The following is a 25,890-nucleotide window of genomic DNA, read 5'->3' as shown; positions in this document are numbered from 1 at the left end:
CCGTGGCCGTTGGAGAGCACGAAACGGTCGCGGTCAGCCCAGTGCGGGTTAGTCGGGTTGTGGTTGAGGTAGTCACGCCACAGGACTTCGGCGATGTCCGCCATGCCCATAGGGGCACCGGGGTGGCCGGAATTGGCTTTTTGTACGGCGTCCATGCTGAGTGCGCGGATGGCGTTGGCAAGCTCTTTACGAGAGGACATGTTTTACTCCAGGTCGGATAAAAAAAGCAGTCAAGTTCCCTATTTTCTCAGACTCCACATCACAACGGCAATCCCTAATGCCAAATGAGAGCGAGTTCACCACTTATTAGCACGATTGGACGCTTTTTCGGAATAACACTATTCTCGCCCCGGCTGGCGTACACTAGGCTCTTGCAACAAGATTTCCTCCAAGCAAAATGACTCTTTTACCTTGTTACCTTCACAGGAAGATGGCGTTATGAAGATCCGTACCTCTTTGATTGCGTTGGGCATTGCCACCCTGGCAACCGGCTGTCAAAACCTGAATACCGAAACCTTGATGCAGTCCGGCGCGCAGGCATTCCAGGCGGCGACCCTGAGCAACAACGACGTTAAGGCCCTGAGTGATAAATCCTGCGCCGAGATGGACAGCAAGGCACAAATCGCGCCGGCCGACAGCACCTACGCCAAGCGTCTCAACAAAATCGCCGCGGCGCTGGGCGACAACATCAACGGCACCCCGGCCAACTACAAGGTCTATGTGACCAAAGACGTCAACGCCTGGGCGATGGCCAACGGCTGCATCCGCGTCTACAGCGGCCTGATGGACATGATGAACGACAACGAAGTCGAAGGCGTGCTGGGCCATGAAATGGGCCACGTGGCGCTGGGCCACACCCGCAAGGCGATGCAGGTGGCTTACGGCACCGTGGCGCTGCGCACCGCGGCGTCCTCCGCCGGCGGCGTCATCGGCTCGCTGTCGCAGTCGCAGCTGGCGGACATCGGCGAGAAGCTGGTCAGCGCCCAGTTCTCGCAGAAGCAGGAAAGCGAAGCGGATGATTACTCGTTCGATCTGCTGAAAAAGCGCGGCATCGATCCGAATGGCCTGGCCACCAGCTTCGAAAAACTGGCCCAGATGGAAGCCGGCCGTCAGAGCAGCATGTTCGACGATCACCCGTCTTCCCAAGCGCGCGCTCAGCACATTCGCGATCGCATCGCGGCAGAGAAATAACCACGAGAACGCCCGGCAATCGCCGGGCGTTTTTTATCGTCTCAATACAGCGTCTTCTGCGGCGGCCCGGCGAAGGTCAGCGGCCCGACCTGCTTCATGTCCACCTCGACCACCGACGGCCCCGGGTAGTTGATCGCCTCGGCCAGCACGCCGTTGAACTGCGACGCCGCGTCCACCTTCCAGGCTTTCAACCCCATCGCTTCGGCGATCTGGGTAAAGGCCGGCGTATGCAGCTCGTTGTAATACTGACGCCCGGCGAAGTACTTGTCCTGAATGCCGCGCATCACGCCATAACCGCCGTCGTTCATGATAATCAGGGTGATGTTCACCTGTTCCTGCGCCATGGTCGCCAGCTCGCCCAGGCCCAGCGCCAGACCACCGTCGCCCACCAGCCCCACCACCTTGCGCTGCGGGTTGGCGATCGCGGTGCCGATAGCCATCGGCAGCCCCATACCGATGGCGCCCGCCAGCGAGTGAATGTTGCACAGCGGCGAGATCGCCCGGAACAGCCGGCTGCCCCAGACGCTGCCGGAAACGGTGATATCGCGTACCAGCAACCCGTCCTGCGGCAGCGCGGCGTCGATGGCATCGTTGAGTTTGGCGTATTCGCCGGACTGCTGGCGCAGCGCGCTCTCCGCCTGCTGCACCGCCCCCGCGATCTCGGCATCCCACTCGGCGTTGACCTTCTCGCCGGGGCTCAGCCGCGCCGCCAGCGCCGCCAGCAGCGCCGCACAGTCGCCGTTGATCTGTTCATCGGCCAGATAGTTGCGGTTGGCCGCCGCCGGATCGATGTCAATCTGCACCAGCGGGCGCGGCAGCGGCAGCGTCCAGGTGCGGGTTTCATTACTGCGCAGGCGCGAACCGGCCACCAGCGTCAGATCGCACTGCGTCAGGATCGCTTCGATGCTCGGTGAGTTATGGAACGCCCGCAGGCTGCGCGGATGGCTGTCCGGCAGAATGCCGCGCCCGTGGGTGCTGGAGATCACCGCTACGCCAGCGTCCGCCAGCTTGCGCACCGCGTCGCCGCAGGCCAAGGCGCCGCCCCCCAACCACAGCAGCGGACGCTTGGCCTGTTTCAGCCGCTGATGCAGCCGTTCCACCGCCGCATCGTCCGCCTTCGGCAGCGGCGCCGGCGCCAACGGCTCGGTCAGCACCGAACGGGAAACCAGGCTGCTTTGAATATCGATCGGGATCTCGACCGCCACCGGGCCGCACGGCACGGTTTGCGCATCCAGGATCGCCCGCTGGATCACCGCCACCGCCTGCTCCGGCGAATTGACCCGGTAAGCGCGTTTGGAGCAGGCGCGCAGGAAGCCGAGCTGATCGCGGGTTTCATGAATAAAACCGGCGTCGGCGTCCAGATAGGCTTTTTCCACCTGGCCGGTGATATGCAGCAGCGGCGTGTTGGCGTTGAGCGCCTCAATCATCGCCCCCACCGCGTTGCCGGCGCCGGCGCCGGTGCTGGTCAACGCCACGCCCAGGCCGGAGAAGCGCCCGTGCGCGTCGGCCATGGTGACCGCCCCCGCTTCGCCGCGCGCCGGCACGAAGCGAATTTTATCGCGCTGCCCCACCGCATCGGCGATCGGCAGATTATGAATCGAAATGATGCCGTACATCGCCGACACCGCGTACTGTTCCAGAGTCCGGGCTATCGCCTCGCCAACCGTGATTTTATCGCTCATCATCTGCCTTCTTAGGGTATTCGTTATTAGGGTTATGCGTAGAGGTGTCGGCCTAGTCGCTCCAGCGATTCACCTGATGGCTCAGCGCCAGATACACGCTTTTCTGCTGCATGTAGGCCTTGATGCCGTTCAGGCCTTTTTCGCGGCCCAGCCCGCTCTCCTTGAAGCCGCCGAACGGCGTGGAAATCGAGAACGTTTTGTAGGTGTTGACCCAGACGGTGCCGGTTTCCAGCCGCTCCGCCAGCGCCATCGCACGAGGGAAGTCGCGGCTCCAGATGCCGGCCGCCAGGCCGTACACCGAGTCATTTGCCTGTTCAGTCAGCTGTTGTTCGTCGTCGAACGGCAGCGCCACCAGCACCGGGCCGAAGATCTCTTCCTGGCAAACGCGGGCGTCGTTGTTCAAGCCTTCGATAATGGTCGGCAGGTAATAGCTACCGCTCGCCAGTTGCGGATCGGCCGGCGCTTCGCCGCCGATGATCACCCGGCCGCCCTCCTGCCGCGCCAGCGCCACGTAGTCCGCCACGCTTTGCCGATGTTTGGCGCTGATCAGCGGACCGAGGTGCACGCCCGGCACCAGCGGGTTGCCGATGCGCAGCCCCGCCGTCAGTTCGGTCAAACGCGCCAGCAGCGGCTGATACAGCGAACGATGCACGAACAGCCGCGAACCGGCGATGCACGCCTGGCCGGCGGAGCTGAAGATGCCGTAGCAGATGCCGCGCGCCGCCTGTTCCAGATCGGCGTCCTCCAGCACGATGGTCGGCGATTTGCCCCCCAGCTCCAGCGAAGTGGGGATCAGCTTGTCGGCGGCGATGTGCGCCAAATGGCGCCCGGTACTGGTCCCGCCGGTAAAGGCGATCTTTTTCACCAGCGGATGGCGCGCCAACGCCTCGCCGATCACCGAACCTTTGCCTGGCAACACGCTGAGCAGCCCGGCTGGCAGGCCCGCCTGTTCGAACAGCTCGGCCAGCTTCAGCGCCATCAGCGGCGTGGCTTCGGCCGGTTTGAGCACCACCGCGTTGCCCGCCGCCAGCGCCGGCGCCACCTTCTGCATTTCGCTGGCGATCGGCGAGTTCCACGGCGTAATGGCGGCGATCACCCCCATCGGTTGGTACTGGCTGAGCGTCATCACCTCGGCGCTGCGCGGGGTCGGCAACTCGCCTTCCAACACCTCGCAGGCGGCGGCAAAGTAGCGCGCGGTCGCCGCCGCGCTGGCCACCAGCCCGCGGGTCTCGGCCAGCGGCTTGCCGTTGTCGCGGGTTTGCAGCTCGGCCAACTGCTCCTGCTGCGCCAGGATCAGGTTGCTGACGCGGTAGAGGATCGAGGCGCGTTGATGCGGCACCAGCCCGCGCCATTCCGGCGTGCGCCAGGCGCGCTCCGCCGCTTCCACCGCCTCGTTCACGTCCTCGACGTTGGCGGCGCGCAGCCGCGCGTTGACGCTGCCGTCGGCCGGGAATACCGAAGCCATCTCTTCGCCACGCCCTTCACGCCAGCGCCCGGCGACAAAAATATTCAATCGTTCCATGCTCCGCTCCTGCCGTTCAGGCAATAAAACCGCCGTCCACCAGACGGCGGCAGGCTTGTACCGCGCTCAGCGCCGCCAGGGTTGATGTTTTGGGATTGCTCGCCAGCGGGGTACCGCTCAGCTCGATGTGAAATTCGCCAAAGTCGCCGCATACCTGCAGACGATGGGTATTGCGCCGGGTGGCGGGATCGACCTGCAGGCGCACCCGGGTGGCGTCCATCCCCAAGCCGTTGAGCGCAATGGTGGCCGCCACGTTGGCATTGGCCGGGAACAAACGCGCCGCTTCGCGCGCCGAGCCTTCAAAAAATACCTGCGCTTCGCTCACCGCATCGAGGTCGATCAGCTGCTCCGCCGGGCTGCCTCGCCAGCTGGCCGGGCTTTTGCTGGCCTGATAAGTCACGCTCTCCAGCCCGCCTTCGCGCGCCGACGCCAGCCCATCCATCCCCGCCACCGCACCGGACAGCACGATTAGCTGCCCGTGATGGCGGCGGCAAACCTGCTGCAGCCGCTGTTGCAATGCGGCGTCCGCCAGCGCGCCGGTCGAGATCAGCGCCAGCGGCCAACCGCGCTGCAGCACCGCTTCGCCGAACTCCGCCACCGCCTGCTGGCTGGCGCACTCCAGCACCAGATCCGGCCGCTGCAAACACTGCTCGGGATGGGTCAGCGCCTGCACCCGCCCGCCAAAGGCCGCGGCGATCGCCGCATGATGAGCCGCGCGCGCCAGGATCCAGCCAACCTCCACGCCTTCCGGCAAACGGGCGATCACTTCCTTCGCCATCGCGCCGTAGCCAATCATCATGATCTTCTTCATCTTTATCGGCCCCTGCTACACATGGCGGTTAAAGCCGCCGGATACGTCCAGCGCCGCGCCGGTGGTAAAGGAAGCCAGCGGCGAAGCGAGGAACAGCAGCGCCTGCGCCGGCTCCTGCGGCTTGCCCAGGCGCTTCATCGGGATGCCGCGCCGTTCGGCGATCGCCGCCGTCCACTGTTCCCAGCTTTGATCTTTATCGCTGCGCTCGTCGAAACGGCGGCGCCACTGGCCTGACTCCACCATCCCCAGCAAGATCGAGTTAACGCGAATGCCCTTGCCCACCAGCTCTTTCGACAGCGTCAGCGTCATGTTGAGCAGCGCGGCGCGCGCCGCCGAGGTGGCGATCATGTGTTCTTCCGGCTGCAGCGCCAGCAGCGAGTTCACGCAGGTGATAGACGCGATCGCCGACCGTTCCAGCGCCGGTAAGAACGCCTGCACCGGGTTGATCACGCCGAACAGCTTCAGCTCGGCCTCATGCAGCCAGGCTTCGCGCGGCGTCTGGTCAAAATGGGCGACGAAGCCCTGACCGGCATTGTTGATCAGCAGATCCACGCCGCCGAAATGCGTCGTCACCTGAGCGGCGAACTGCGCCACCTGCTGCGCGTCCAGCACGTCGCAGCGCAGCGCCAGGATCTCCGCCTGCGGGAAGTCCGCACGCAGGCTGGCCTCCGCGCCGGCAAGTTTGTCCGGATCGCGGCCGCAGAACGCCACCTTAGCCCCTTCGGCCAGCAGCAGCTTCAGGGTTTCGAAACCGATGCCCGACGAGCCGCCGGTCACCACCGCCACCCGATTCTCAAGCTGAAAATTCATCGTTGGATTGCTCCCGTAAAGTCCCGCAGATAGCGGTTGAAACACGCCGGCGCGTCGAGGTAGCTGGCATGGCCGGCGGCGGCGATCAAACGCAGCGTCGCGTCCTGCTCACGCGCCAGCTCGGCCGCCTTCTCCGGCGGCGTAATGCGATCCTGCTCACCACACCACACCTCCAGCGGGCCGCGATAGCGCGCCAGATAGCGGCCGATATCGTCGTTGGCCAGCATCCAGGCGGCTCTCAGAAAGCCGTCGGGATCGAGCTGCTGCATGCCGTTGCGCACCCAGGCGATGTCCTGCGGATCCGCCCCTTCACGCAGCAAGGCCGCCGCCCGCTGCTCGCCGTAGCCCACCGGCCCCAGCGTCTCTATCATCTGTTGGCGCTGGCCATAGACCTGCCGGCGTATTTCCTCCGGCGCCGTGGCATAGCCCTGCGCCGGATCCGCCAACGCCAATCCGCATAACCCGTCCGGATAGCTGGCGGCATAGGCGCTGCCGATCAGCGCCCCCAGCGAATGGCCGACGATCAGCGGCTGCGCCAGTTGCAGCTCATCTATCAGCGCCGCCAACGCCGCCGCATAACCGGCGGCATCGGCCTGCGGATCCGCCAACGGCAGGCTGCCGCCGTAGCCCGGCGCGTCCCACGCCAACAGACGGTGGCCATCCGTCAGGCCGCTATCGTTGAGCTGCTTGATCCACGAGGCCGATCCGGAGCTGATGCCGTGCAACAACACCACCGGCCGCCCCTGCCCGGTCTCGCGCCAGCTCAGGGTGTACGCCCCGCAGCGCGCCCGTTGGCGTTGCGCCAGGCCGTTCATCAGTTGCGCTTCACTTTGGACAGCGGGTGATCCGCCGGATAGGTCGGGATCTCCGGCTTGGCGGTGCCGAGCATCACGCACATCAGCGCTTCTTCCTCACCGTGGTTGAACAGGCCGCGATACACCCCCGCCGGCACCGAGATCAGATCGCGCTCTTTCAGCCTGGTTTCGTAATACTCTTCGCCATCCTGAATCATCAGCGTGATGCTGCCTTTCAGCATGAAGAATACTTCCTCCACGTCGTCGTGCAGGTGCAGCGGCCCCTCGCACTTCGACGGCAGCACCATGGTGGAGAAGGTGAAGTTGCCCGCCGGAATGGTGTTGGCGTCGCTGGCCACGCCGGTAGCGCCGGTGCCGATGTAGCGCATCTGCGCACGGCGGTATTTCGGATCAAAGTCGGCCTGGAATTTCAGCGCGTTCCAGTCGTATTTACGGCCTTCGAAACGGGCGATGCGCGACTCCACCCAATTTTCCATCGACAGATCCTGCGGCTTGACGCCGGCTTTGTTCTCAACCTGAGACATGTTGTCACTCCTCTGTTGAATCGATTGATTAATCAGTACTTTCTCAGTAACGGCAGCAGAATGAGGCAGCCGACGAAAGCCATCACCACCAGGAACAGCAGGCCGTTATCCATATTGCCGGTAGCGGCGATCAACGCCCCCATCAGCACCGGCGCCAGCGCGCCGGCAAAATTGCCCAACCCGTTGAAGATGCCGCCGGCGGTGGCGCTGACCTTGCTGCTGGTCGCCTTCGCCAACAGCGCGAAAATATTCGGCGCGCCGGCGCCCCACATAAAGGTGCTGAAGGCCATGGCGGCGATTACGCTGTAGGTGCCCTGCAGGTGCAGCACCACCGCCAGACCGAGGCCGGCGCCGCACAGCGACAGGAAACAGGCCAGCGCGCGCCGATCCAGCTTGTCCGACAGCCAGGCGCCCAGCACTTCGCCGAGCAGCATGGCGATGAACGGCAGCGAAGAGAGGTAACCGGCATGCTCCAGATGAATGCCTTTCCCCTTGATCAGATAGCTCGGCAACCAGCCGTTCATGCCCCACAGGTAGGTCAGGAAGGCGATGTTGAACAGGCAGATCATCCAAAAGTGCGGGCTGCGCAGCAGCTCGCGGCGATGATGTTTGCGTTCGGACACCGCCGGCTTGGTTGCCGCCGCCGGGCGCGCGACGTTCAGGTGGCGCATGCCGAACAGCACCAGCAACATCACCGGCAGCGTCAGAAACGCCATAAAGAAGAAGGTGGCCTGCCAGTCGAAGGTATTGAGGATGTACAGGGTGACCGGGAAGCCAAGCGCGGCGCCCAGCGGCGTGCCGAGCAGCCACAGCATGGTGGCGCGCGCCTGCAGCTGCGGCGGGAAGGCCTGACGAATAATGGCGTAGGCCATCGGCAGCAGCGGCCCTTCGGCGATGCCGAGCAGAATGCGCAGCGTCATCATGGCGTGGTAGGAACGCGTCATCCCCATCAACACCATCAGCACGCCCCACACCACCATCATGCCAATCAATACCTTGACCGGATTAAGCCGATCGCCGATGCCGCTGAGTAGCATCGAGGAAATGCCGTAGGAGAACAGAAACGCGCTCATCAGCAAACCCAGCCGCGCCGGGTCAAACCCGATGCCCAACGCCTGCTGAAACTCACTATCGGAAAACAGCGCCGCGATGCTGATCTTGTCGAAAAACGCCAGCAACACGCAGGCAAACAGCGCGATCGGCACCGACCAGCGCACCCGCTGCTGCGGATTTTCGGCAACGGCTTCCCCCGCCCGTCCAGCGCGGGCGTCAATGTCTTGCGTAGTCATAAAACGCTCCCGAGGTTCGGGCGTTATTTCAACGCCATCAAAGAAAACTCCGCATCCGCCAGCTGCTGCGGATCCAGCACCCGGCCGCTCGCCAGCCAACGCTTGCCGAGCTTGATGGTGCGCGCATCGTTGAACGCCACCATCTGCACCAGCTGCCGATCGGCGTTCAGCGTGAAGAACACCTGCGACTGCGGCGTGCGGCGCACCACATGGTGCACGCCGCCGCTCGGCACGCCGAGGATCTGGATATTGGCGTCGTATTGATCCGACCAAAGCCAGGCCACGTCGTCATACGGTGCGGCGAAGGCGTCGAGCATCGCGCAGGCGGTGCTGATGGCCTGATTTTGCGCGTAGGCCCAGGACTGCAGGCACAGGCCGAGCGTCGGGTGGCGCGCCACGTCACCGGCGGCGAAGATCGCCGGATGGCTGGTGCGCCCCTGGCCGTCGACCACGATGCCGGACTCGATCGCCAACCCGGCGCTGCGCGCCAGTTCGAGATTCAGCTCGACGCCGATCCCCACCACCACCAGGTCGAAGGCCTGCGGATCGCTGACTTCGCTGCCGATCCAGGCGGCGCCGTCGCGATCTTCCAACGAGATCTCACCGCAGCCGCACAGCACCGTGACACCCTGCTGACGATGCAGTTCGAGCAACGCCTGTGAAACGTCGGCGCCGACGCTGCGCATGCACAGCGCGGGCTGGCGTTCAAACACCGTCACCTCGGCGCCGAGACGGCGCGCGGAAGCGGCGATCTCCAGCCCGATCCAACCGCCGCCAACGATCGCCAGGCGGCGGCAACCCTGCAGGCCCTGCCGCAACCGAGCCGCATCGTCCCAGGAACGCAGCGTCATAACGCGCGGGTGCTGCGCCCAGGCGGCGCCCGGCAAACGCGGCCGACCGCCGGTGGCGATCAGCAACTGCTCGAACTGCAGCCGTTGCCCGTCGCTGAGCGTGACGATTTGCTGTTCTGCATCGATGGACTCGGCGCGCAGCGGGCGGCGCCAGTCGATATTCAGCTCCGCCACCGTCTGTTCGCTGAACAGCCGGCTGAGGGGAGCCGCGGCATCCAGCAGCGCCGCTTTCGACAGCGGCGGCCGCTCGTAAAAATCGTAGGGTTCGTCGCTGACCACCGTCAGCCGGCCGCTGTAACCGCGATCGCGCAGCGTCTTGGCCGCCCAGCCCCCGGCCTGGCCGCCGCCGACGATGACGATGCCCGCGTGTTCCGGCCGGTTCATAACGCCGCCGCCTTTTTATGCTGGCGGCGCGTGTCGTGATCGATGCCGCCCTCTACCGCCCATTCGGTGAAGGAGACCAACGAATGTTCCAGCTCGCGCGGCTGCCAGTTTTCCGTCAGATAATCGTCGTTGGTGTAGTACTCGAACGCCCCGCCGGTCGGGCTGTTGACGTACCAGAAATAAGCCGAGGAGATCGGGTGGCGGCCGGGGCCGATAAAGGTGCTCCACTTCTCCTTGTTCATGGCGATGCCGCCGCCGATCACTTCGTGGATATCGCGTACGGTGAACGCCACGTGGTTCAGGCCGCGTGGGCGGTTCGGCAGCTTCAGCAGGAACAGGTTATGGTGGCCGCCGCGCGCCTGGGTGCGCAGGAAGACGGCGCGATCGATATAGCGATCGGAAACCTGGAAATCCAACAGCTCGCGATAGAAACGCTCGGTCGCCGCCAGATCCTCAACGAAGAACACCACGTGGCCAATGTTGATCGGCTGCGCCTGCGAATAGACCGGGCTGGGCTGATCGATGCGGCGCACGTCGCCCCATTGGTTGATTGGCGTGACCGGCACCTCGACCGCCTGCTGGCGGCTGACGACGAAGCGCAGCGTCATACCGTTGGGATCGAGGCATTCCAGCTCTTCTCCCACCTGACGGAAGCCGGGCATCAGCGCCAAACGCGGCTGCAGGCGCGCCAGCTCGGCGAGCGAGGCCACGCCCCAGGTCATGCGGCGCAGGGTAGAACCGCCCTCAAACGCCGCAGGCAGCGTCGCGCTTTGCAACGGATGCAGGACGACACGCGCCCCGCTCAGGGTGGTGAATTCGCGCTGCGGTTCGCCCCAATGTTGCGTGGCGGGCTGCAGGCCGAAGTCTTGCATGAATTTTTCGCAGGTTGGCAGATCTTCGACGCCAAACTCCAGTTTTTCGATTCCGATTACGCTCATTGTTCAGCCTCACGTTCTCGCTGCATACGGTTTTCAGGCATGAGTGAACCCCGGCCCCTGTTTGCTACGGGCCTTATCCCTGCCTGAGTAAAAGAGTCGGTCCTGTCGGTTAGCCGACGTTGGCCTGCGGCGGCGCGCCGAGGAAGCCGGAAATTTTCTCCGCCGCGTCGCGCACTTCCATGCGCAGCCGCTCGCGATCCGCTTTCGGGATCTCATCGGACGGCACCATGATGCTGACCACCGCCTCGACCCGCTGCTCGCGGTTGAAGATCGGGTAGACGATCGAGGAGATGCCGTGGCGGAAGAACGATTCGCCGATCACATAGCCGCGCGCTTTGTCTTGCTGCACCATCTGCCACAGCGTTTCGCGATCCGCCGGGGTGCCCGGCGCATTGCCCGGCAGCTGCGCGTCCGGATAAAGTTGTTCGAACTCGCTGCGGGTGGCGCTGGTCAACAGCATGCGGCCGAGCGAGGTTTGATGCACCGGCAAGCGGGTGCCGACGCTGACCTGATTGATCTGCGAACCGGCGGCGCTGACGCGGGCGATGTAGATAACGTCGCGCCCATCGCGGATCGCCAGATGACTGCTGCACTGGCTGCGATCGCGCAGCTGCTCAATCACCGGCTGGCCGGCCTGCGCCACGTCCAGCGACGCGATGTATTCAAAGCCGAGGCGCAGCACCTTGATGCCGAGCGCAAAGGTGTTGGTGCGCGGATTGCGCTCCAGAAAGCCCAGATGCTCAAGCGTCTGCACCACGCGGTAAGCGGTGGCCTTCGGCATATCGACCAGGCGATGCAACTCGGCGAAAGTCATTTCCTTATGCTGCTCGCCAAACGCCAGCAGCAGCTGCAACCCGCGATCCAGCCCCGGGATCAGATACTTACATGCTTGCTCGTCCGCCATCTCTCGCTCCTGCGCTGTGCGCCGGCCCTGCGGGCCGTCAGTTGAATACAAAGCCGCCGTTGACCGGCAGCAGTTGGCCGGTGACGAAATCCGCCAGCGGCGACAGCAGATAAAGCACCGTACCGTTCACATCGTCCGGGTGCTGCGCCCCAGCCAGCGCGCGCCCCTGCTCGTACAGCTGATGACGCTCGGCGGGCACATACTCGGTGGCTTCCACCCGCGTCAGGCCCGGTGCGATGGCGTTGACGCAGATCCCCTGCGGGCCCAGCTCGCGCGCCATCGAGCGAGTCATCGCGATCAGCGCGCCTTTACTGGCGACATAGGCCATCAGGCGCGGCGCGCCCCACAGCGCAGTGTCCGACGCCACGTTGACGATCTTGGCGTGCGGGCTGCGCGCCAGCAGCGGCACCGCCGCCTGGCTCACCAGCCAGGTGCCGCGCACGTTGACCTGCATCACCCGATCCCACAGATCGATATCGTATTCCATCATGGTTTTGCCGCCGACGCCGGTCGCCAGCGCCGCGTTGTTCACCAGACCGTCGATCCCGCCGCCTGCGGCGATCTTCTCGAACGCCGAACGGATCGAATCCGGTGACGCTAGATCGATCGTCTGCGTTTCCACCTGAGCGCCCTGCTCGCGCAGCGCAGCGCCGCTCGCCGCCAGCTCATCCGCCAGAATGTCGCACATCACCACCTGCGCGCCGGCGGCGGCGATGGCGGCGGCGAAGCTGTAGCCCAGGCCGCGCGCCGCGCCGGTGACCACGATGCGTTTGCCGTTCAGCAGGCCGTTCACTGCGCCGCCTCCCGCTCGCGCAGCGTCGCCAGCTGTTTCTGCGCCTCTTTTTGCATCAGGCGGCGCAGGCGCGAAAGGCCGACGTCGTGCTGGTACAGATATTCGCGACCGCGAGCGTTAGGCGCCATATTTTCAAGCACGATGCGATCCTGCTCGAGCACGTCCCAATGCAACGATTCCAGGCGGTTGCGGTACATGAAGCGCCACATGTCGCGCTGCCAGTCTTTGACCTTGCGGATGCGCCAGAAGAACACCCGGCAGTGATCCTTGTCTTCCGGCACCACCATGCCGATGATCCAGAAGTGACCGCCCGGCCCGAAGCGCTTTTTGTACGGGATCGACAGGCGCATCCAATACGCGCCGCTGCTGCCGAACTCCACCCAGTCGAAGTTGACGCCAATCTGGCCGTTTTTCTTGAAGATAAACCCGCTGTCGGTCGGCTCCAGCCCCATATCAGCCTTGCGGTCCCCTTCCGCCATCGAGTGCGAGGAGGAGTGCAGGTAGGTGCCGTGCATCGGATCCATCACGTTTTCCAACGCGTACTGGTAGTTGCAGTCCCAGCTGGCGGTACACAGGAAGTTGCTGTAAGCGGCTTCGTCCGCCAGCTCTTGCGGGAAAGTCAGCTCCGCCGGCGCTTCATCCGCCGTCACGCCGAAATAAAGGAACACCGCGCCGTAGGCTTCTTTGGCCGGGTAAGACCGCAGGCATTTTTGCCCCACCAGCGGGCAACGATCCACCGCCGGCACGTCTTTCACCGTGCCGTCGCCGCCGACCTCCACCCCGTGATACCAGCAGGCGATGCGATCGCCGAGGTTCCACCCCATGGAAAGCCGCGCGCCGCGGTGCGGGCAGCGGTCTTCCAGCGCGTGGATCAGGCCTTCACCGTCGCGCCACACCACGATTTGCTGCTCCAGACGGGTGATACCGACCGGATTGTTGCCCACTTCCCAGCTGGCCAGCACCGGATACCACATGCCGCGCAGCCCCTGGTCAAGATAGTCCTGCAAGCTCTGTTCGGAGGATGTTGTATTTGCTGTCATTGTCTTCTCCCGGATGTGGCTCAGAAACCGTTAACGTGAAGGAATTCGCGGAACGTCGCCTCATTCCACGGTTGGCCGCTGCGATCGAACAGGCGGCGCTGATTCAACGCGCTGACGATCTGCTCCAGCTCTTCCGCGCCCTGATCGAAGATCGTTTCCAGCGCCGCCACCAGGGCGGTTTCGAAACCGTCCGGCACACGAGCACGGTTTTGCCAGATGACATTGCGGAACTGGCCCGGCTGATGGATTTGACCGTTGCCGCCTTCGCGGGCCGGCGTCACCTGTTGGGTGTCCGGCAGCCAGGGATTGAAATCGGTGATGTGCTGCATGATTACTCCTCCGCGATAAAGGTGATCTGGATTTGGTTGTCGACCACCCGGGTGGGATAGGTTTGCAGATCGCGGCCGCCCGGCTCGCGCAGGCACTGGCCGGTGCGCACGTCAAACAGCGCTTCGTGCAGCGGGCACTCAACCTTGCCGTCGTCTACAAACCCCTGGCTGAGCAAGGCATAGGCATGCGGGCAGACGTCTTCCAGCGCGTAGTAGTTACCGTCGAGCAGGTATACCCCGATCTCTTTTCCTTCCACGTTGCCGGAAAAAGGAAAATCTTCTTTCACCTGAGACACTTCGCACACATTCTTCCAGCTCATTGCTTTTATCCTCTATCTGATTGTTTCATATATGAAACTCAGTTTCTTATTTAATACAGTCACTATAAGTGTGGCGAAACTTTCGTCAAGCGAGCGGAACGGCAAATGTTAATGAAAGGTTGTTTAAAAATGACAAATGCGGGAAGGATCACGAAATAATGCACCGATATGAAAAACCTATGTCAGTTGTGCGCTCCCCTGCTAATTTATGGCAAAAAACGCGTTGATTCCGGCGACGCATTGCGCGTAAAAGTGTTTTCTCTCTGTCTTTCACACCCTATTTGATAACAATAATTTTACATCAATCAGCCTCATCCTCCCGCGTTTGCGCTAACTGGCATCCTCGGGTGAGTTTGCTGCTGCCTGAATTCGTCAACCGCTCGCACTGAGGAACGCGCCGTGCAACAACGTCAACGCTGGTTTGGAGTGATCGCCCTGCTGTTTCTGATCGTTATCGCCTATGCGGATCGGGTCAATATCGCCGTGATGTTGGTCAATCCCGACTTCCTGCAACACTTCCAACTTGGCGGTGACCGCGCTCACCAGGGCACGCTGATGACGGTGTTTTTGCTCGGCTACGGGCTGTCCGCCATGTTGCTGACGCCGTTTCTGGAAACGCTGATGGGCTACCGCCGCGCGCTGACGCTGAGCGTGGTGCTGTGGGCGCTGCTCACCGCCGCCTCGCCGCTGGCGGGATCGCTGATGCTGCTGTGCGTGGTGCGCGCGCTGCTTGGCGTCAGCGAGGGGCCGCTGTTCTCGCTGAAGACCATGTACATCGGCGACCATTTCGCCGCCGACGAGCGCGGCAAGCCCAACGCGGTCAGCGCATTGGGCGTTTCATTGGGGCTGGTGCTCGGCTTTCCGCTGGTGAGTTTTCTGATGGCGCACTTCGGTTGGGCGATGTCGTTTCACCTGCTGGCGCTGCTCAACCTGCTGCTGGGGCTGGCGCTGGTGCGGCTGTTCGTTCACCCGCTTCCCTTATCCTCATCTTCACGCCCTGCCGATCCGCAACCGGTGCTGAACCGCGTCTGGCGCATCTTTGCACTGGCCTGGCGCACGCCGATGCTCGGCTGGATCCTGCTGATCGAGATCGCCACGCTCAGCTATCTGTGGGGCTCCAGCGCCTGGCTGCCGGCGTATCTGACCGATGAAAAGGGGTTTTCCATCAAGCAGATGGGCTGGATGGCCGCGCTGCCTTTCATCGTCAGCATCGCCTCCAAATACCTCGGTGGCGTGTTGCTCGATCGTATCCGCCCTTATCAGGCGCCGCTGATCTTCGTCTGCGGCGGCGCAGCGACCGCGCTGTGCATTTATGGCGTGATGCACAGCCATCAGCTTGGCTGGATCGCCTTCTTCCTGCTGGCGGCCAACGCCTGTTGGGGGGCGCAGGGCGCGGCGATACCCACGCTGCTGCAACATTATGCGCGGCCGGAGGCGGTCGGCAGCGCCTATGGGCTGATCAACGGCATCGGCAATCTGTTCTCGGCGTTTGTGCCGATGGCGATGGGCATGGTGATGGCCAGCCAGGGCAAGGTGTCTTCAGGCTTTGCGGTGCTGATCGCCTCGCAGCTGCTGACGCTGCTGGCGGGCGGCGCGCTGTTTGGCCGCATGTTGCTGGCACAGCAGATGAAGCGGGCATAAACCCGTTTCTCTGCCCTGTGCGGCGGAAAACCGAAAGCGTTGAGAGGGTGCTCGTAGATCTGGACGCCAACAGCCAGCAGACGGGGAACATCCCCCGCCGCCGGGTTGCCTTACCGTTCGGATTCGTAAGCCAAAATGGCCGCAACCTCCGTATTGCCCGATCGGATCCGCAGCTCACACAGCGTGCTGCGAGTTATCCATGCCAGTGATATTACCGTGGCACAAATAACCACCAATTTTAACAGGCTCCGTTTGTTCGGCATCATGCCTTCTTCTCCTTGCCTCGCGGCGGGTAAGAGGCTAACTTAACGTTGTCTGGCGTTAGAGTTGGCCTCGGGTTGATGGATATCGACTCGGGGCTTTTCTCTTTGTACCTGTAACGCAGGCTCCAGATACAAAGATCCAGAGCACCCGCGCGCAGTATATTCATCCTCTCCGTTGTCCCGTTTCCTTTTCTCTGACTCAGTTTCATTTCTGCGCAGGATTGCGCAAAGGCGTTGCAACGGACTGAAAAGGGCAGCGCGGATGGCGACAAATGAAATAAAAAAAGCGGCTCCATACGATGGGAGCCGCTTTTTCAGCGAGGAGTAGCCTGGCGTCAGGCGTGTTTCTTCGCCGCCTGCAGGTACAGCATCTCCAGGCCCAGGGTCGCCGCGGCCAGCGCGGTGATCTCGGACTGGTCATAAGCCGGCGCCACCTCCACCACGTCCATGCCGACGATGTTCAGCGACTGCATGCCGCGCACCAGCTTCAGCGCGCGATCGGAGGTCAGGCCGCCGATCACCGGCGTGCCGGTGCCCGGTGCGAACGCCGGATCCAGGCAGTCGATGTCGAAGGTCAGATACACCGGCATATCGCCGACGATGCCCTTGATCTGGGTCAGCAGGTCGTCCACGCTGCGATCGTTCACCTGCGCGGCGTCCAGCACGGTAAAACCGTTGTCATGATCGAACTCGGTACGGATGCCGATCTGCACCGAGTGGTGCGGATCGATCAAGCCTTCGTTCGGGGCATGGTAGAACATGGTGCCGTGGTCGAACTTGCTGCCGTTGGCGTAGGTATCGGTGTGGGCGTCGAAGTGCACCAGCGCCAGCTTGCCGAAATGCTTGGCGTGCGCGCGCAGCAGCGGCAGAGTCACGAAGTGGTCGCCGCCGAACGAGAGCATGCGCTTACCGGCCTTCAGCAGTTTCTCCGCGTGCGCCTGCAGCTTGTCGCTCATGTCCTGCGCGTCGCCGAAGTTGAACACGATGTCGCCGCAGTCAACCACGTTCAGACGATCGCGCAGATCGAAGCTCCACGGCCAGCGGTTGCCTTCCCAGGCCAGGTTGGTGGACACCTGACGGATGGCCGCCGGGCCGTGACGGCCGCCGGCGCGACCGGAGGTCGCCATGTCAAACGGAATGCCGGTGATGACCCACTCTGCATCGCTGTCGTAAGGCATGAAGTTCAGCGGAAAGCGCAGGAAACCAAAGGCGTTGGACACTAATGAATTATCGGACTGATGGCCTAAGGTGCTCATAGTAAACCCTCGTAGTTCAACAAGTTGCCGGGCGCAGAGGCCGGGCCGTTACAAAAAAAAATCCCTCCCGCGTCGTTAGCCCGACGAGAAAGGGATTTGTTCGATGTTTGTTTCGGTGCTACCGATACGGCTGATTATGGCCGCATTTTATCCATGCTTCAAGGGGGCCGATATCGCCCCCCTGAAGAGGGCAGTTACTCGTCTTCCAGATACGTGTAGCCGTACAGGCCGGCTTCAAACTCTTCCAGGAATTGCGCCTGCAGCTCGCTGTCCAGATCGGTTTCTTTGACCTGATCGCGGAACTTGGCCAGCAGCGCACCCGGATCGAGCTGCACGTACTCCAGCATGTCCGCCACGGTGTCGCCCTCGTCGGACAACTCGGTCTCGACGCTGCCGTCCGGGAACACGTACACGTCAACCGAGGCGGTGTCGCCGAACAGGTTGTGCATGTTGCCGAGGATCTCCTGGTACGCGCCGACCATGAAGAAGCCCAGCGCCGGCGGATTCTCCGGATCGTACGGCGGCATCGGCATGGTGGTCGCCACGCCGTCGCCATCGACGTAATGGTCGATAGTGCCGTCGGAATCGCAGGTGATGTCGAGCAGCACCGCACGGCCTTCCGGCGGCTTATCCAGCCCTTCCAGCGGCAGCACCGGGAACAGCTGATCGATACCCCAGGCATCCGGCATCGACTGGAACAGCGAGAAATTGACGTAGAACTTGTCCGCCATGCGCTCTTGCAGCTCGTCGATGATTGGACGGTGCGCGCGATTGCTCGGATCGAGCTGCTGCTGGATCTTGTTGCAGATGTTCAGATACAGCTGCTCGGCCCAGGCGCGCTTGGTCAGATCCAGCATGCCGTGCGCGTATTGGGTATGCACGTCGTGCAGATCCATCTGGCTGTCGTGCAGCCATTCGCGCAGCGAGCGGCGGTTCTCCGGCTCGTTCATTTCCAGCCAGGTTTCCCACATGCTTTCCAGCGCGCGCGGCGCGTCGGCTTCCGGCGGCAACGGTTCGCTGAATTCGTTGCGCTCGACGCCGATCACGTTGGAAACCAGCACCGTATGGTGCGCGGTCACGGCGCGGCCGGACTCGGTGATCACCGTCGGGTGCGGCAGGCCGTGTTCGTTACAGGCATCGCCGATACCCCAAATCACGTTGTTGGCGTATTCGTTCAGGCCGTAGTTCACCGAGCAGTCGGACTGCGAGCGGGTGCCTTCGTAGTCGACGCCCAAGCCGCCGCCCACGTCGAAGCACTGAATGTTGACGCCCAGCTTGTGCAGTTCAACGTAAAAGCGCGCCGATTCGCGCACGCCGGTGGCGATATCGCGAATGTTGGCCAGCTGCGAGCCCAAGTGGAAATGCAGCAGTTGCAGGCTGTCGAGACGGCCCGCTTCGCGCAGGGTCTCCACCAGCTTCAGCACCTGCACCGCCGCCAGACCGAACTTGGATTTTTCGCCGCCGCTCGACTGCCATTTGCCGGAGCCCTGCGACGCCAGGCGCGCACGCACGCCCAGGCGTGGTATGACGTTCAACCGTTCGGCTTCTTCCAGCACCAGGTTGATCTCGGACATCTTCTCGATCACCAGGTACACCTTGTGCCCCAGTTTTTCGCCGATCAGCGCCAGGCGAATATATTCACGATCTTTATAGCCGTTACAGACGATCACCGAGCGGGTCATGCCGGCATGCGCCAGCACCGCCATCAGCTCGGCCTTGGAGCCGGCTTCCAGCCCCAGCGGTTCGCCGGAGTTCACCAGCGACTCAATCACGCGGCGATGTTGGTTCACCTTGATCGGATACACCAGGAAATAGCCGCCCTGGTAACCGAAAGACTCACGCGCGCGTTTAAACGCGGCGTTGATCGAACGCAGGCGATGCTGAAGGATCTGCGGGAAGCAGAACAGCGCAGGCAAACGTTGGCCGTCTTGCTGGCGCGTTTTCACCAGTTCTGCCAGATCGACGCGCGCCTGCGGGACATCCGGGTCCGGGCACACGCTGATATGGCCCAGCTCGTTGACGTCATAGTAATTGTTGCCCCAGTAGGCGACGTTATAAGTACGCAGCATCTTGCTGGCATTACGATCATTCATGGCAACCTCCTGCATGGAGCGCAAAGATAAAGACTCGCCCGCAACCGGCGGGCGGTGAATCAACAGATCATCAGACATGGTTCGCCTCACATTCCGCACTGACGAAACCGTCAGCCACTATCGCAGCTACCACCCGCGAGAACAACCCAACAAGCCGCGCTGGCGGCAGCGAAGAGAACCGCCGTTCGCGGTCAGCGATCGGTTTATCACTCATATAATTGTAAGACACCCTGTTCAAACCTCGTGAATCGGGCCAAGAAACATCCCACAGGAAGGCTGCAGGCTACCCTTGTTCAGTTCTTCAGACGACCGTTAGCCGGCCCGAGAATCCTGAGTAGCGGCCAAGTGTTTATCGCACCTGGTAAGTGACAAAGAGACAAGACGGGAAATAGCAGAAGAATGTGCGCCAGAACGGCACTGCTGTTGGGAACCAACAACCGGTAGACAACGGATCATTAATCCAACCACCTCCACGCGCGCCGTTCGGAGTGAACGACCAAGCCTCTAAATAAAATAGTGTAAGAACGTGACCGTTCGATGAAGCGGCGGCGCTCACGGCGAACGCCTGCGACGGATAATAGCGCAACGGCGGCGAATGCAAAGCGGAAGTTTATCGCGCCTTCCCCCACTCAAGACCGCCGTACTGTGCAGCAAATGAACCGCGCGCGCAGTTTATACCGGTAAGCAGGTGAAAAAGCAAAATGAAAATTCGCCGAAAACTGTTTCAAGCGATGAAAATGGCGCCAATCCGTTTGCGCAAAAGAGCGAAAGCGCAAAAAATTACTGGCAATCTGGCTAAACCCTGACCTAAAATAGACGTCCAGATGTTAATCCATCTATACTGGTTAACTGATAAACTGCTTAACGGCTTTGCCTGAGGGGCGTTGCAGGATGCATCTCGCGCCATCAGCGGAAGACCCTTCGCTTCGATGCCGGATCTCCAGCGCTGTGCAGTAATTTCTAACCCGTCTTATGCAAGGTAAAGAACACAATGGCTAAACACCTCTTCACGTCCGAATCCGTCTCCGAAGGACATCCCGATAAAATCGCCGATCAGATCTCCGATGCCGTCCTCGACGCCATCCTGGAACAAGATCCGAAGGCGCGCGTCGCCTGCGAAACCTACGTGAAAACCGGCATGGTGCTGGTCGGCGGTGAAATCACCACCAGCGCCTGGGTCGATATCGAAGAGATCACCCGCAAGACCGTGCGCGAGATCGGCTACGTTCATTCGGACATGGGCTTTGACGCCAACTCCTGCGCAGTATTGAGCGCCATCGGCAAACAATCCCCGGATATCAATCAGGGCGTTGACCGTACCGATCCTCTCGAGCAGGGCGCCGGCGATCAGGGCTTGATGTTTGGCTACGCCACCAACGAAACCGACGTGCTGATGCCGGCCCCGGTGACCTACGCGCACCGTCTGGTGCAGCGCCAGTCCGAAGTGCGTAAAAACGGCACCCTGCCGTGGCTGCGTCCGGACGCGAAGAGCCAGGTGACCTTCCAGTACGACGACGGCAAAATCGTCGGCATCGACGCCGTGGTGCTGTCCACCCAGCATTCCGAAGACATCGCGCTGAAAGATCTGCAAGAAGCGGTGATGGAAGAGATCATCAAACCGGTCCTGCCGGCGGAATGGCTGACGGCGGGCACCAAATACCACATCAACCCGACCGGCCGTTTCGTTATCGGCGGCCCGATGGGCGACTGCGGCCTGACCGGCCGTAAGATCATCGTCGACACCTACGGCGGCATGGCGCGCCACGGCGGCGGCGCCTTCTCCGGTAAGGATCCGTCCAAGGTTGACCGTTCCGCGGCCTACGCGGCACGCTACGTGGCGAAAAACATCGTTGCCGCCGGCCTGGCCGATCGTTGCGAAATCCAGGTGTCTTACGCTATCGGCGTAGCGGAACCGACCTCCATCATGGTGGAAACCTTCGGTACCGAGAAAGTGCCAACCGAACAGCTGACGCTGCTGGTGCGCGAATTCTTCGATCTGCGCCCATATGGCCTGATCCAGATGATGGATCTGCTGCAGCCGATCTACCGCGAAACCGCTGCCTACGGCCACTTCGGCCGCGAGCACTTCCCGTGGGAAGCGACCGACAAAGCCGCGCTGCTGCGCGATGCCGCCGGCCTGAAATAAGCCCCGACATCAACATGAAAACGGCGAGCCCTGGCTCGCCGTTTTTTTTTGAGCGGATGGGTGCTCCTGGATCAACGCATCGACTGCCGGCCGGCGGAGGCACCGCCCCCGCCGCCGGGTTGCCTTACCGTTCGGATTCGTAAGCCAAAATGGCCGCAACCTCCGTAGTGCCCGCTCGGATCCGCAGCTCACAAAGCGTGCTGCGAGTTATCCATGCCAGTGATATTACAGTGACACAAATAATCACCAGTTTTAACGGGCTGCGTTTGTTCGGCATCATGCCTTCTTCTCCTTGCCTCGCGGCGGGTAAGAGGCTAACTTAACGTTGTGACGCGTTAGAGTAGGCCTCGGGTTGATGGATATCGACTCGGGGCTTTTCTCTTTGTACCTTTCGCAGAAGCTCCAGAGACAAAGATCCAGAGCACCCGCCCGCAGTATATTCATCTCACCGCCACGCCTCGCGTTCCTTTTCGCACGCAATATCGTTTTTGCGCATCCGTTCGCAGCGCCTTGCAACATCATGAAAAATAAAAAAGGCCCAGCAACGCGGAGCCTTTGATGACAGAGAAAACGCAGCCGAGATGCCGCTTACGAGGTCTGCTTACGCAACAGATACACGAAGTACGGTGCACCGATAAAGGTCGCCAATAACCCGGCGGGGATCTGATACGGGAACAGCAGCATCCGTCCGCACCAGTCGGCAAACACCATCAGCAAGCCGCCCAGCAGCGCGGCGATCACCATTTGCGGCAGCGCGCGGCGGAAGCCCAGCATGCGCGCCATATGCGGCGCCATCAGCCCGACAAAGCTCAGCGGCCCTACGGTCAGGGTCGCCATCGCGGTCAGGGTGGCAGCCAGCAACAGAATGCTCAACCTCGCCGGCGTCAGCGCAATGCCCACAGAACGGGCGGTGGCGCCGCCGAGCGGCAGGATGGTCAGCCAGCGGCGGCACAGCGGCGCCAATACCAGCAATCCGGCGGCGATCAGCGCGGTGCGCAGCGCCTGCGCCGGCTCCACCGAATAGGTCGAACCGGAGAGCCAGGTCAGCAAGCCCCCCATACGCGGATCGCCGCTGGCCAACAGCAGGAAGATGACGGTGGTAAAGGCGGTGCTGAGCGCGATACCGGCCAGCAGCATGCGTTCGGTCGAGAAACCGCCGCGGCCTGCGGCGATCATGATGATCAGCAACGTAGCGGCCGCCCCCAGGCTGCCGGCGGGCAGCAGCCACACGAAGGCGTCACCCGGCACCATAAACAGCATCATCACGACGCCAAAAGCGGCGCCGGAGCTGATGCCCAACACTTCCGGGCTGGCCATCGGGTTGCCGGTCAACTTCTGGATCAGCGTGCCGGCGACCGCCAGCATCATGCCCGCCGCCAGCGCCGACAACACCCGCGGCCAGCGCCACGGCAGCAGAGCGTCCAATTCCGCGCCCAGGCTCCAGTGCCAGCCGCCGGCATTTTTACCCAGCATCAGCGCCAGCGCCAGGCCGATCAGCAGCACGAGGCCGCCCACCAGGATCCAGCCGGGCAGATTCCCGCGTTCGGCAGGCACCTTGTCGCCGAGGTTCATCGGCGGCGGCGTGGCGGCGCTGCGCAAACGCGGCAGCAGCCACAGCAGCAGCGGCGCGCCGAACAGCGCGGTGGCCGCGCCGGTCGGGATCTCGCGCCACACCTGCGTTACCCCGAGCATCACCTGATCGGTCAGCCACAGCAACAGCGCCCCCAGCAGCGGCGCCAGCATCATGCGGTGCGCCAGGCGGCGAGCCCCCAGCATCTTCGCCATCAGAGGTGCAAACAGGCCGATAAAGCCGATAACGCCCACCGCACTCACCAACATGGCGCTGAAGATGATAGCCACCCCCAAAGCACAGAAGCGCGCCATCGACAGCCCTAACCCCAGGTTGCGCGCCACACCGTCGTCCAGCCCCAGCAGCGTCAGCGGGCGCAGCAACAGCGCCGCTAACAGGCCAGCCACCAGCAAACGCGGCAGGAGGAACTGCACGGCGCTCCAGTCCTGTTGGTTCAACGCGCCGGTGCCCCACAGGAACATGCCCTGCAGCTGATCGTAATTAAACAGCGCCAACAGGCTGTTGACCGCGCCGCAGTACAGCCCCAGCACCAGCCCGGCCAGAATCAGCGTGACCGGCGACATCCGCTTGCCCCAGGCGACGCCGAACACCAGCCCGCCCACCACAATCGCGCCCACCATAGCGGCCAGCTGGCGGGTAAACTCACCTCCCGGCAGCACCCACAGCGTGGCGATGGTCAGGCCAAGCTGCGCGCCGGCGGCGACGCCGAGCGTCGACGGCTCCGCCAACGGATTGCGCAACACCTGCTGGAACAGCACGCCGACCACCCCCAGACCGGCGCCGGCCAACAGCGACACCGTCAACCGCGGCAACAGGCTGTAATGGAACAGCATTTGCCGCACGTCGTCGATGTCCGGCGCGCTGAGCGCCCGCGCCCATTGCGCCGGCGGCAGCTGCTGCGCCAGGTTGTATATCGTCAGGCCACCTGCCGCCGCCAGCAACAGCAGGATCAGCGTCAGCGGCAATTTCCGGATGCCCGAACTCATGACGCACTCTCCTGAGCCTGCGCCAGCAGGCGGCAAAACCGCATCGTCGACAGCGTAGCGCCATAGAACCACACCGCCGACACCTGCCGCAGCTGGTTTTGCCGCACGAAGGGCAACGACTGCCACAGCGGCGTCGCGCTGACCTTGTCCATCATCGCCTGATTACCGTGATCGAGATAGATGACCCGGGCATTACGCACCGTGGCCAACCGTTCAATGCCCACCACCGCCGTGCCCCAGAAATTGGTTTCTTCCTGCCAGGCGTTGCGGATGCCCAGTTGATCCATCGCTTCCTGGAACAGGCTTTTCTGGCCGATGATCAACGCATGGCGCGTGTCGATCAGCGAAAACAGCAGCAGCGGTTGCCGGGTGTAGCTTTGCAGGCGCTGACGCGCGTCCTGCATAAAACGGTCAAACTGCGCCAGGTGCCGTACCGCGCGGCTTTCTATGCCCAATCGTTGCCCCAGCGCCAGCAGCGACTGGCGGGCGACGGTCAGCGGTTTGCCGCTGCCGTCGTTGAAGCCAAAGCTCATGGTTGGCGCGATGGGTTGGATTTTTTGCGGCGTTGGGCCATAGCCTTGCGACAGCAACACCAGCGAAGGCTGGAGCTGCTGCAGCAGTTCGAGGTTAGGTTCGGTGCGCTGGCCGACGTCGACCACCGTCGCCGGCAGCTTCGGCTCCGCCACCCACAGGTTGTAGTTATGCACATCGGCCACCGCCAGCGGCGTCACGCCCAATGCCAACAGCAGTTCGATCGGCAGCCATTCCAGCGCCGCAACGCGGGCGATATCCGGCGGCGCATCCGCCGCTCGGCCGGGCAACGAGCCCAACAGCGGCGACAGCGCCAGCGCCATCAACAAACGGCGGCGCAGCGGATCGTGAGAAGAAGTGAATGCAGAGGACATCAGTAGACAAAACTCACCGGCGCGCCGCCGCTCGGGTGCGGCAACGTGCCCATAGGAATACCGTAAATTTGTTCCAGCACCGGCCCCTGCATCAGTTCCAGCGGGCCGCCCTGGGCGATCATTTCACCGCCGCGCAGCGCCACCAGATGGTCGCAGTAGCGTGCCGCCATGTTGATGTCGTGCAGCACGGCGATCACCGTGAGATCGCGTTCGCGGCTCAGGCGCTGGATCAGCGCCAGCACCTCGACCTGGTGCGCAATGTCCAGCGCCGAGGTCGGTTCGTCAAGCAGCAGGCAGCGGCTGTCCTGCGCCACCATCATCGCCAGCCAGGCGCGTTGGCGCTCGCCGCCGGAGAGGCTGTCCACCAGGCGGTTGGCGAACGGCTTCAGCCCCACCAGCGCGATGGCCTCCTCCACCAATTGGCGATCGTTGGCGCCAAAACGCCCCAGCGCGCCGTGCCACGGATAGCGGCCGACGGCCACCAGCTCGCGCACCGTCATGCCTTCCGCCGCCGGCAACTGCTGCGGCAGGTAGGCCACCTGGCGGGCGAAGGATTTGCTGTCCCACTGCGCCAACGGCTGCCGATTGAGCAACACCTGGCCGCCGCTGGGCGCATGATGCCGCCCGAGCAGTTTCAACAGGGTGGATTTACCGGAACCGTTATGGCCGATCAGGCCGCAGACTTTGCCCTGGGGAAAACTGAGCGACAGCGGTTGCAACAGCACCCGGCCGGGGACGGCGAAGCTGGCGTTATCCAGCGCGAAGGTCGCGCCGGGATTAAGAAGTTTGTCCTGCATAGATCCTGC

24 protein-coding genes and 1 pseudogene are annotated in these 25,890 nt (G+C 62.8%); 3 read left to right on the top strand and 22 right to left on the bottom strand.

Annotation, left to right across the window (positions count from 1 at the left end):
• Positions 1 to 200 (bottom strand): annotated as a pseudogene (locus ACJ8IM_RS15705) (transketolase); the annotation flags it as partial.
• Positions 201 to 438: 238 nt separating this feature from the next.
• On the opposite strand from ACJ8IM_RS15705, the gene ACJ8IM_RS15700 reads away from it, so the two are divergent.
• Positions 439 to 1,191, top strand: a complete 753-nt coding sequence (locus ACJ8IM_RS15700; RefSeq protein WP_033654702.1) for a M48 family metallopeptidase — start codon at positions 439 to 441, stop codon at positions 1,189 to 1,191.
• A gap of 41 nt (positions 1,192 to 1,232) precedes the next feature.
• Here ACJ8IM_RS15700 and ACJ8IM_RS15695 read toward each other — a convergent pair whose 3' ends face one another.
• From ACJ8IM_RS15695 to ACJ8IM_RS15630, 14 genes are all read right to left on the bottom strand, one after another.
• Positions 1,233 to 2,873 carry a thiamine pyrophosphate-binding protein gene (locus ACJ8IM_RS15695; protein ID WP_033654701.1) on the bottom strand — a complete coding sequence of 547 codons (1,641 nt, stop codon included), beginning with the start codon at positions 2,871 to 2,873 and terminating at the stop codon, positions 1,233 to 1,235.
• Positions 2,874 to 2,925: 52 nt separating this feature from the next.
• Positions 2,926 to 4,395 carry an aldehyde dehydrogenase gene (locus tag ACJ8IM_RS15690; protein WP_033654700.1) on the bottom strand — a complete coding sequence of 490 codons (1,470 nt, stop codon included), beginning with the start codon at positions 4,393 to 4,395 and terminating at the stop codon, positions 2,926 to 2,928.
• A gap of 16 nt (positions 4,396 to 4,411) precedes the next feature.
• Positions 4,412 to 5,206, bottom strand: a complete 795-nt coding sequence (locus ACJ8IM_RS15685; protein ID WP_033635893.1) for an aspartate dehydrogenase — start codon at positions 5,204 to 5,206, stop codon at positions 4,412 to 4,414.
• Positions 5,207 to 5,221: 15 nt separating this feature from the next.
• Positions 5,222 to 6,016: an SDR family oxidoreductase gene (locus tag ACJ8IM_RS15680; RefSeq protein WP_033649625.1), complete on the bottom strand. Its 795-nt coding sequence runs from the start codon at positions 6,014 to 6,016 to the stop codon at positions 5,222 to 5,224.
• Complete coding sequence (locus ACJ8IM_RS15675) at positions 6,013 to 6,831, bottom strand: alpha/beta fold hydrolase (protein ID WP_033654699.1); 819 nt, start codon at positions 6,829 to 6,831, stop codon at positions 6,013 to 6,015. The genes ACJ8IM_RS15680 and ACJ8IM_RS15675 overlap by 4 nt, the downstream gene beginning before the upstream one ends.
• Complete coding sequence (locus tag ACJ8IM_RS15670; RefSeq protein WP_004937634.1) at positions 6,831 to 7,355, bottom strand: cupin domain-containing protein; 525 nt, start codon at positions 7,353 to 7,355, stop codon at positions 6,831 to 6,833. Before ACJ8IM_RS15670 ends, ACJ8IM_RS15675 begins: the two co-directional genes overlap by 1 nt.
• A gap of 32 nt (positions 7,356 to 7,387) precedes the next feature.
• The gene (locus ACJ8IM_RS15665) at positions 7,388 to 8,644 is read right to left on the bottom strand and encodes an MFS transporter (protein ID WP_033654698.1); all 1,257 of its coding nucleotides are present in this window, start codon (positions 8,642 to 8,644) and stop codon (positions 7,388 to 7,390) included.
• 23 nt (positions 8,645 to 8,667) lie between these two features.
• Entirely contained in the window at positions 8,668 to 9,879 is a 1,212-nt protein-coding gene (locus ACJ8IM_RS15660) for an NAD(P)/FAD-dependent oxidoreductase (protein WP_033654697.1), read from the bottom strand.
• The gene (locus tag ACJ8IM_RS15655; protein ID WP_033654696.1) at positions 9,876 to 10,817 is read right to left on the bottom strand and encodes a VOC family protein; all 942 of its coding nucleotides are present in this window, start codon (positions 10,815 to 10,817) and stop codon (positions 9,876 to 9,878) included. Before ACJ8IM_RS15655 ends, ACJ8IM_RS15660 begins: the two co-directional genes overlap by 4 nt.
• Before the next feature lie 109 nt (positions 10,818 to 10,926).
• Positions 10,927 to 11,721: an IclR family transcriptional regulator gene (locus ACJ8IM_RS15650; protein ID WP_004937625.1), complete on the bottom strand. Its 795-nt coding sequence runs from the start codon at positions 11,719 to 11,721 to the stop codon at positions 10,927 to 10,929.
• Positions 11,722 to 11,758: 37 nt separating this feature from the next.
• Entirely contained in the window at positions 11,759 to 12,514 is a 756-nt protein-coding gene (locus tag ACJ8IM_RS15645) for an SDR family oxidoreductase (protein ID WP_033635901.1), read from the bottom strand.
• Positions 12,511 to 13,554 carry an aromatic ring-hydroxylating oxygenase subunit alpha gene (locus tag ACJ8IM_RS15640; protein WP_033654695.1) on the bottom strand — a complete coding sequence of 348 codons (1,044 nt, stop codon included), beginning with the start codon at positions 13,552 to 13,554 and terminating at the stop codon, positions 12,511 to 12,513. The genes ACJ8IM_RS15645 and ACJ8IM_RS15640 overlap by 4 nt, the downstream gene beginning before the upstream one ends.
• A gap of 20 nt (positions 13,555 to 13,574) precedes the next feature.
• Entirely contained in the window at positions 13,575 to 13,883 is a 309-nt protein-coding gene (locus ACJ8IM_RS15635; RefSeq protein ID WP_004937617.1) for a recombinase-like helix-turn-helix domain-containing protein, read from the bottom strand.
• Between the two features lie 2 nt (positions 13,884 to 13,885).
• Positions 13,886 to 14,203, bottom strand: coding sequence for a non-heme iron oxygenase ferredoxin subunit (locus ACJ8IM_RS15630; protein WP_033632120.1), 318 nt, complete (start codon positions 14,201 to 14,203; stop codon positions 13,886 to 13,888).
• A 399-nt stretch (positions 14,204 to 14,602) separates the two neighbouring features.
• Between ACJ8IM_RS15630 and ACJ8IM_RS15625 the strand changes: the two genes are divergently transcribed.
• On the top strand, positions 14,603 to 15,844 hold the full coding sequence (locus ACJ8IM_RS15625) for an MFS transporter (protein ID WP_033654694.1): 1,242 nt from the start codon (positions 14,603 to 14,605) through the stop codon (positions 15,842 to 15,844).
• A 110-nt stretch (positions 15,845 to 15,954) separates the two neighbouring features.
• On the opposite strand, the gene ACJ8IM_RS15620 is transcribed toward ACJ8IM_RS15625, so the two are convergent.
• From ACJ8IM_RS15620 to speA, 3 genes are all read right to left on the bottom strand, one after another.
• Positions 15,955 to 16,107 (bottom strand): Hok/Gef family protein, encoded by a 153-nt coding sequence (locus ACJ8IM_RS15620; protein WP_033638576.1) that lies wholly within the window; start codon positions 16,105 to 16,107, stop codon positions 15,955 to 15,957.
• A 335-nt stretch (positions 16,108 to 16,442) separates the two neighbouring features.
• Complete coding sequence (speB, locus tag ACJ8IM_RS15615; protein ID WP_004937606.1) at positions 16,443 to 17,363, bottom strand: agmatinase; 921 nt, start codon at positions 17,361 to 17,363, stop codon at positions 16,443 to 16,445.
• Between the two features lie 194 nt (positions 17,364 to 17,557).
• The gene (speA, locus tag ACJ8IM_RS15610) at positions 17,558 to 19,534 is read right to left on the bottom strand and encodes a biosynthetic arginine decarboxylase (protein ID WP_041036629.1); all 1,977 of its coding nucleotides are present in this window, start codon (positions 19,532 to 19,534) and stop codon (positions 17,558 to 17,560) included.
• Positions 19,535 to 20,447: 913 nt separating this feature from the next.
• On the opposite strand from speA, the gene metK reads away from it, so the two are divergent.
• Entirely contained in the window at positions 20,448 to 21,602 is a 1,155-nt protein-coding gene (gene metK, locus ACJ8IM_RS15605; protein WP_033654692.1) for a methionine adenosyltransferase, read from the top strand.
• 124 nt (positions 21,603 to 21,726) lie between these two features.
• On the opposite strand, the gene ACJ8IM_RS15600 is transcribed toward metK, so the two are convergent.
• From ACJ8IM_RS15600 to fhuC, 4 genes are all read right to left on the bottom strand, one after another.
• Positions 21,727 to 21,879 carry a Hok/Gef family protein gene (locus tag ACJ8IM_RS15600; RefSeq protein WP_039567912.1) on the bottom strand — a complete coding sequence of 51 codons (153 nt, stop codon included), beginning with the start codon at positions 21,877 to 21,879 and terminating at the stop codon, positions 21,727 to 21,729.
• 311 nt (positions 21,880 to 22,190) lie between these two features.
• The gene (gene fhuB / locus ACJ8IM_RS15595; protein ID WP_101455664.1) at positions 22,191 to 24,179 is read right to left on the bottom strand and encodes a Fe(3+)-hydroxamate ABC transporter permease FhuB; all 1,989 of its coding nucleotides are present in this window, start codon (positions 24,177 to 24,179) and stop codon (positions 22,191 to 22,193) included.
• Complete coding sequence (fhuD, locus tag ACJ8IM_RS15590) at positions 24,176 to 25,084, bottom strand: Fe(3+)-hydroxamate ABC transporter substrate-binding protein FhuD (RefSeq protein WP_033654690.1); 909 nt, start codon at positions 25,082 to 25,084, stop codon at positions 24,176 to 24,178. Before fhuD ends, fhuB begins: the two co-directional genes overlap by 4 nt.
• Positions 25,084 to 25,881 (bottom strand): Fe3+-hydroxamate ABC transporter ATP-binding protein FhuC, encoded by a 798-nt coding sequence (gene fhuC, locus ACJ8IM_RS15585; protein ID WP_033654689.1) that lies wholly within the window; start codon positions 25,879 to 25,881, stop codon positions 25,084 to 25,086. Before fhuC ends, fhuD begins: the two co-directional genes overlap by 1 nt.
• Between the last annotated feature and the right edge of the window lie 9 nt (positions 25,882 to 25,890).

This window comes from Serratia sp. CY33525, from assembly GCF_052169115.1.
Lineage (GTDB): Bacteria > Pseudomonadota > Gammaproteobacteria > Enterobacterales > Enterobacteriaceae > Serratia > Serratia sarumanii.
Note: the sequence above shows the minus strand (reverse complement) of the source record. Positions and strands in the feature narration are given on the sequence as shown.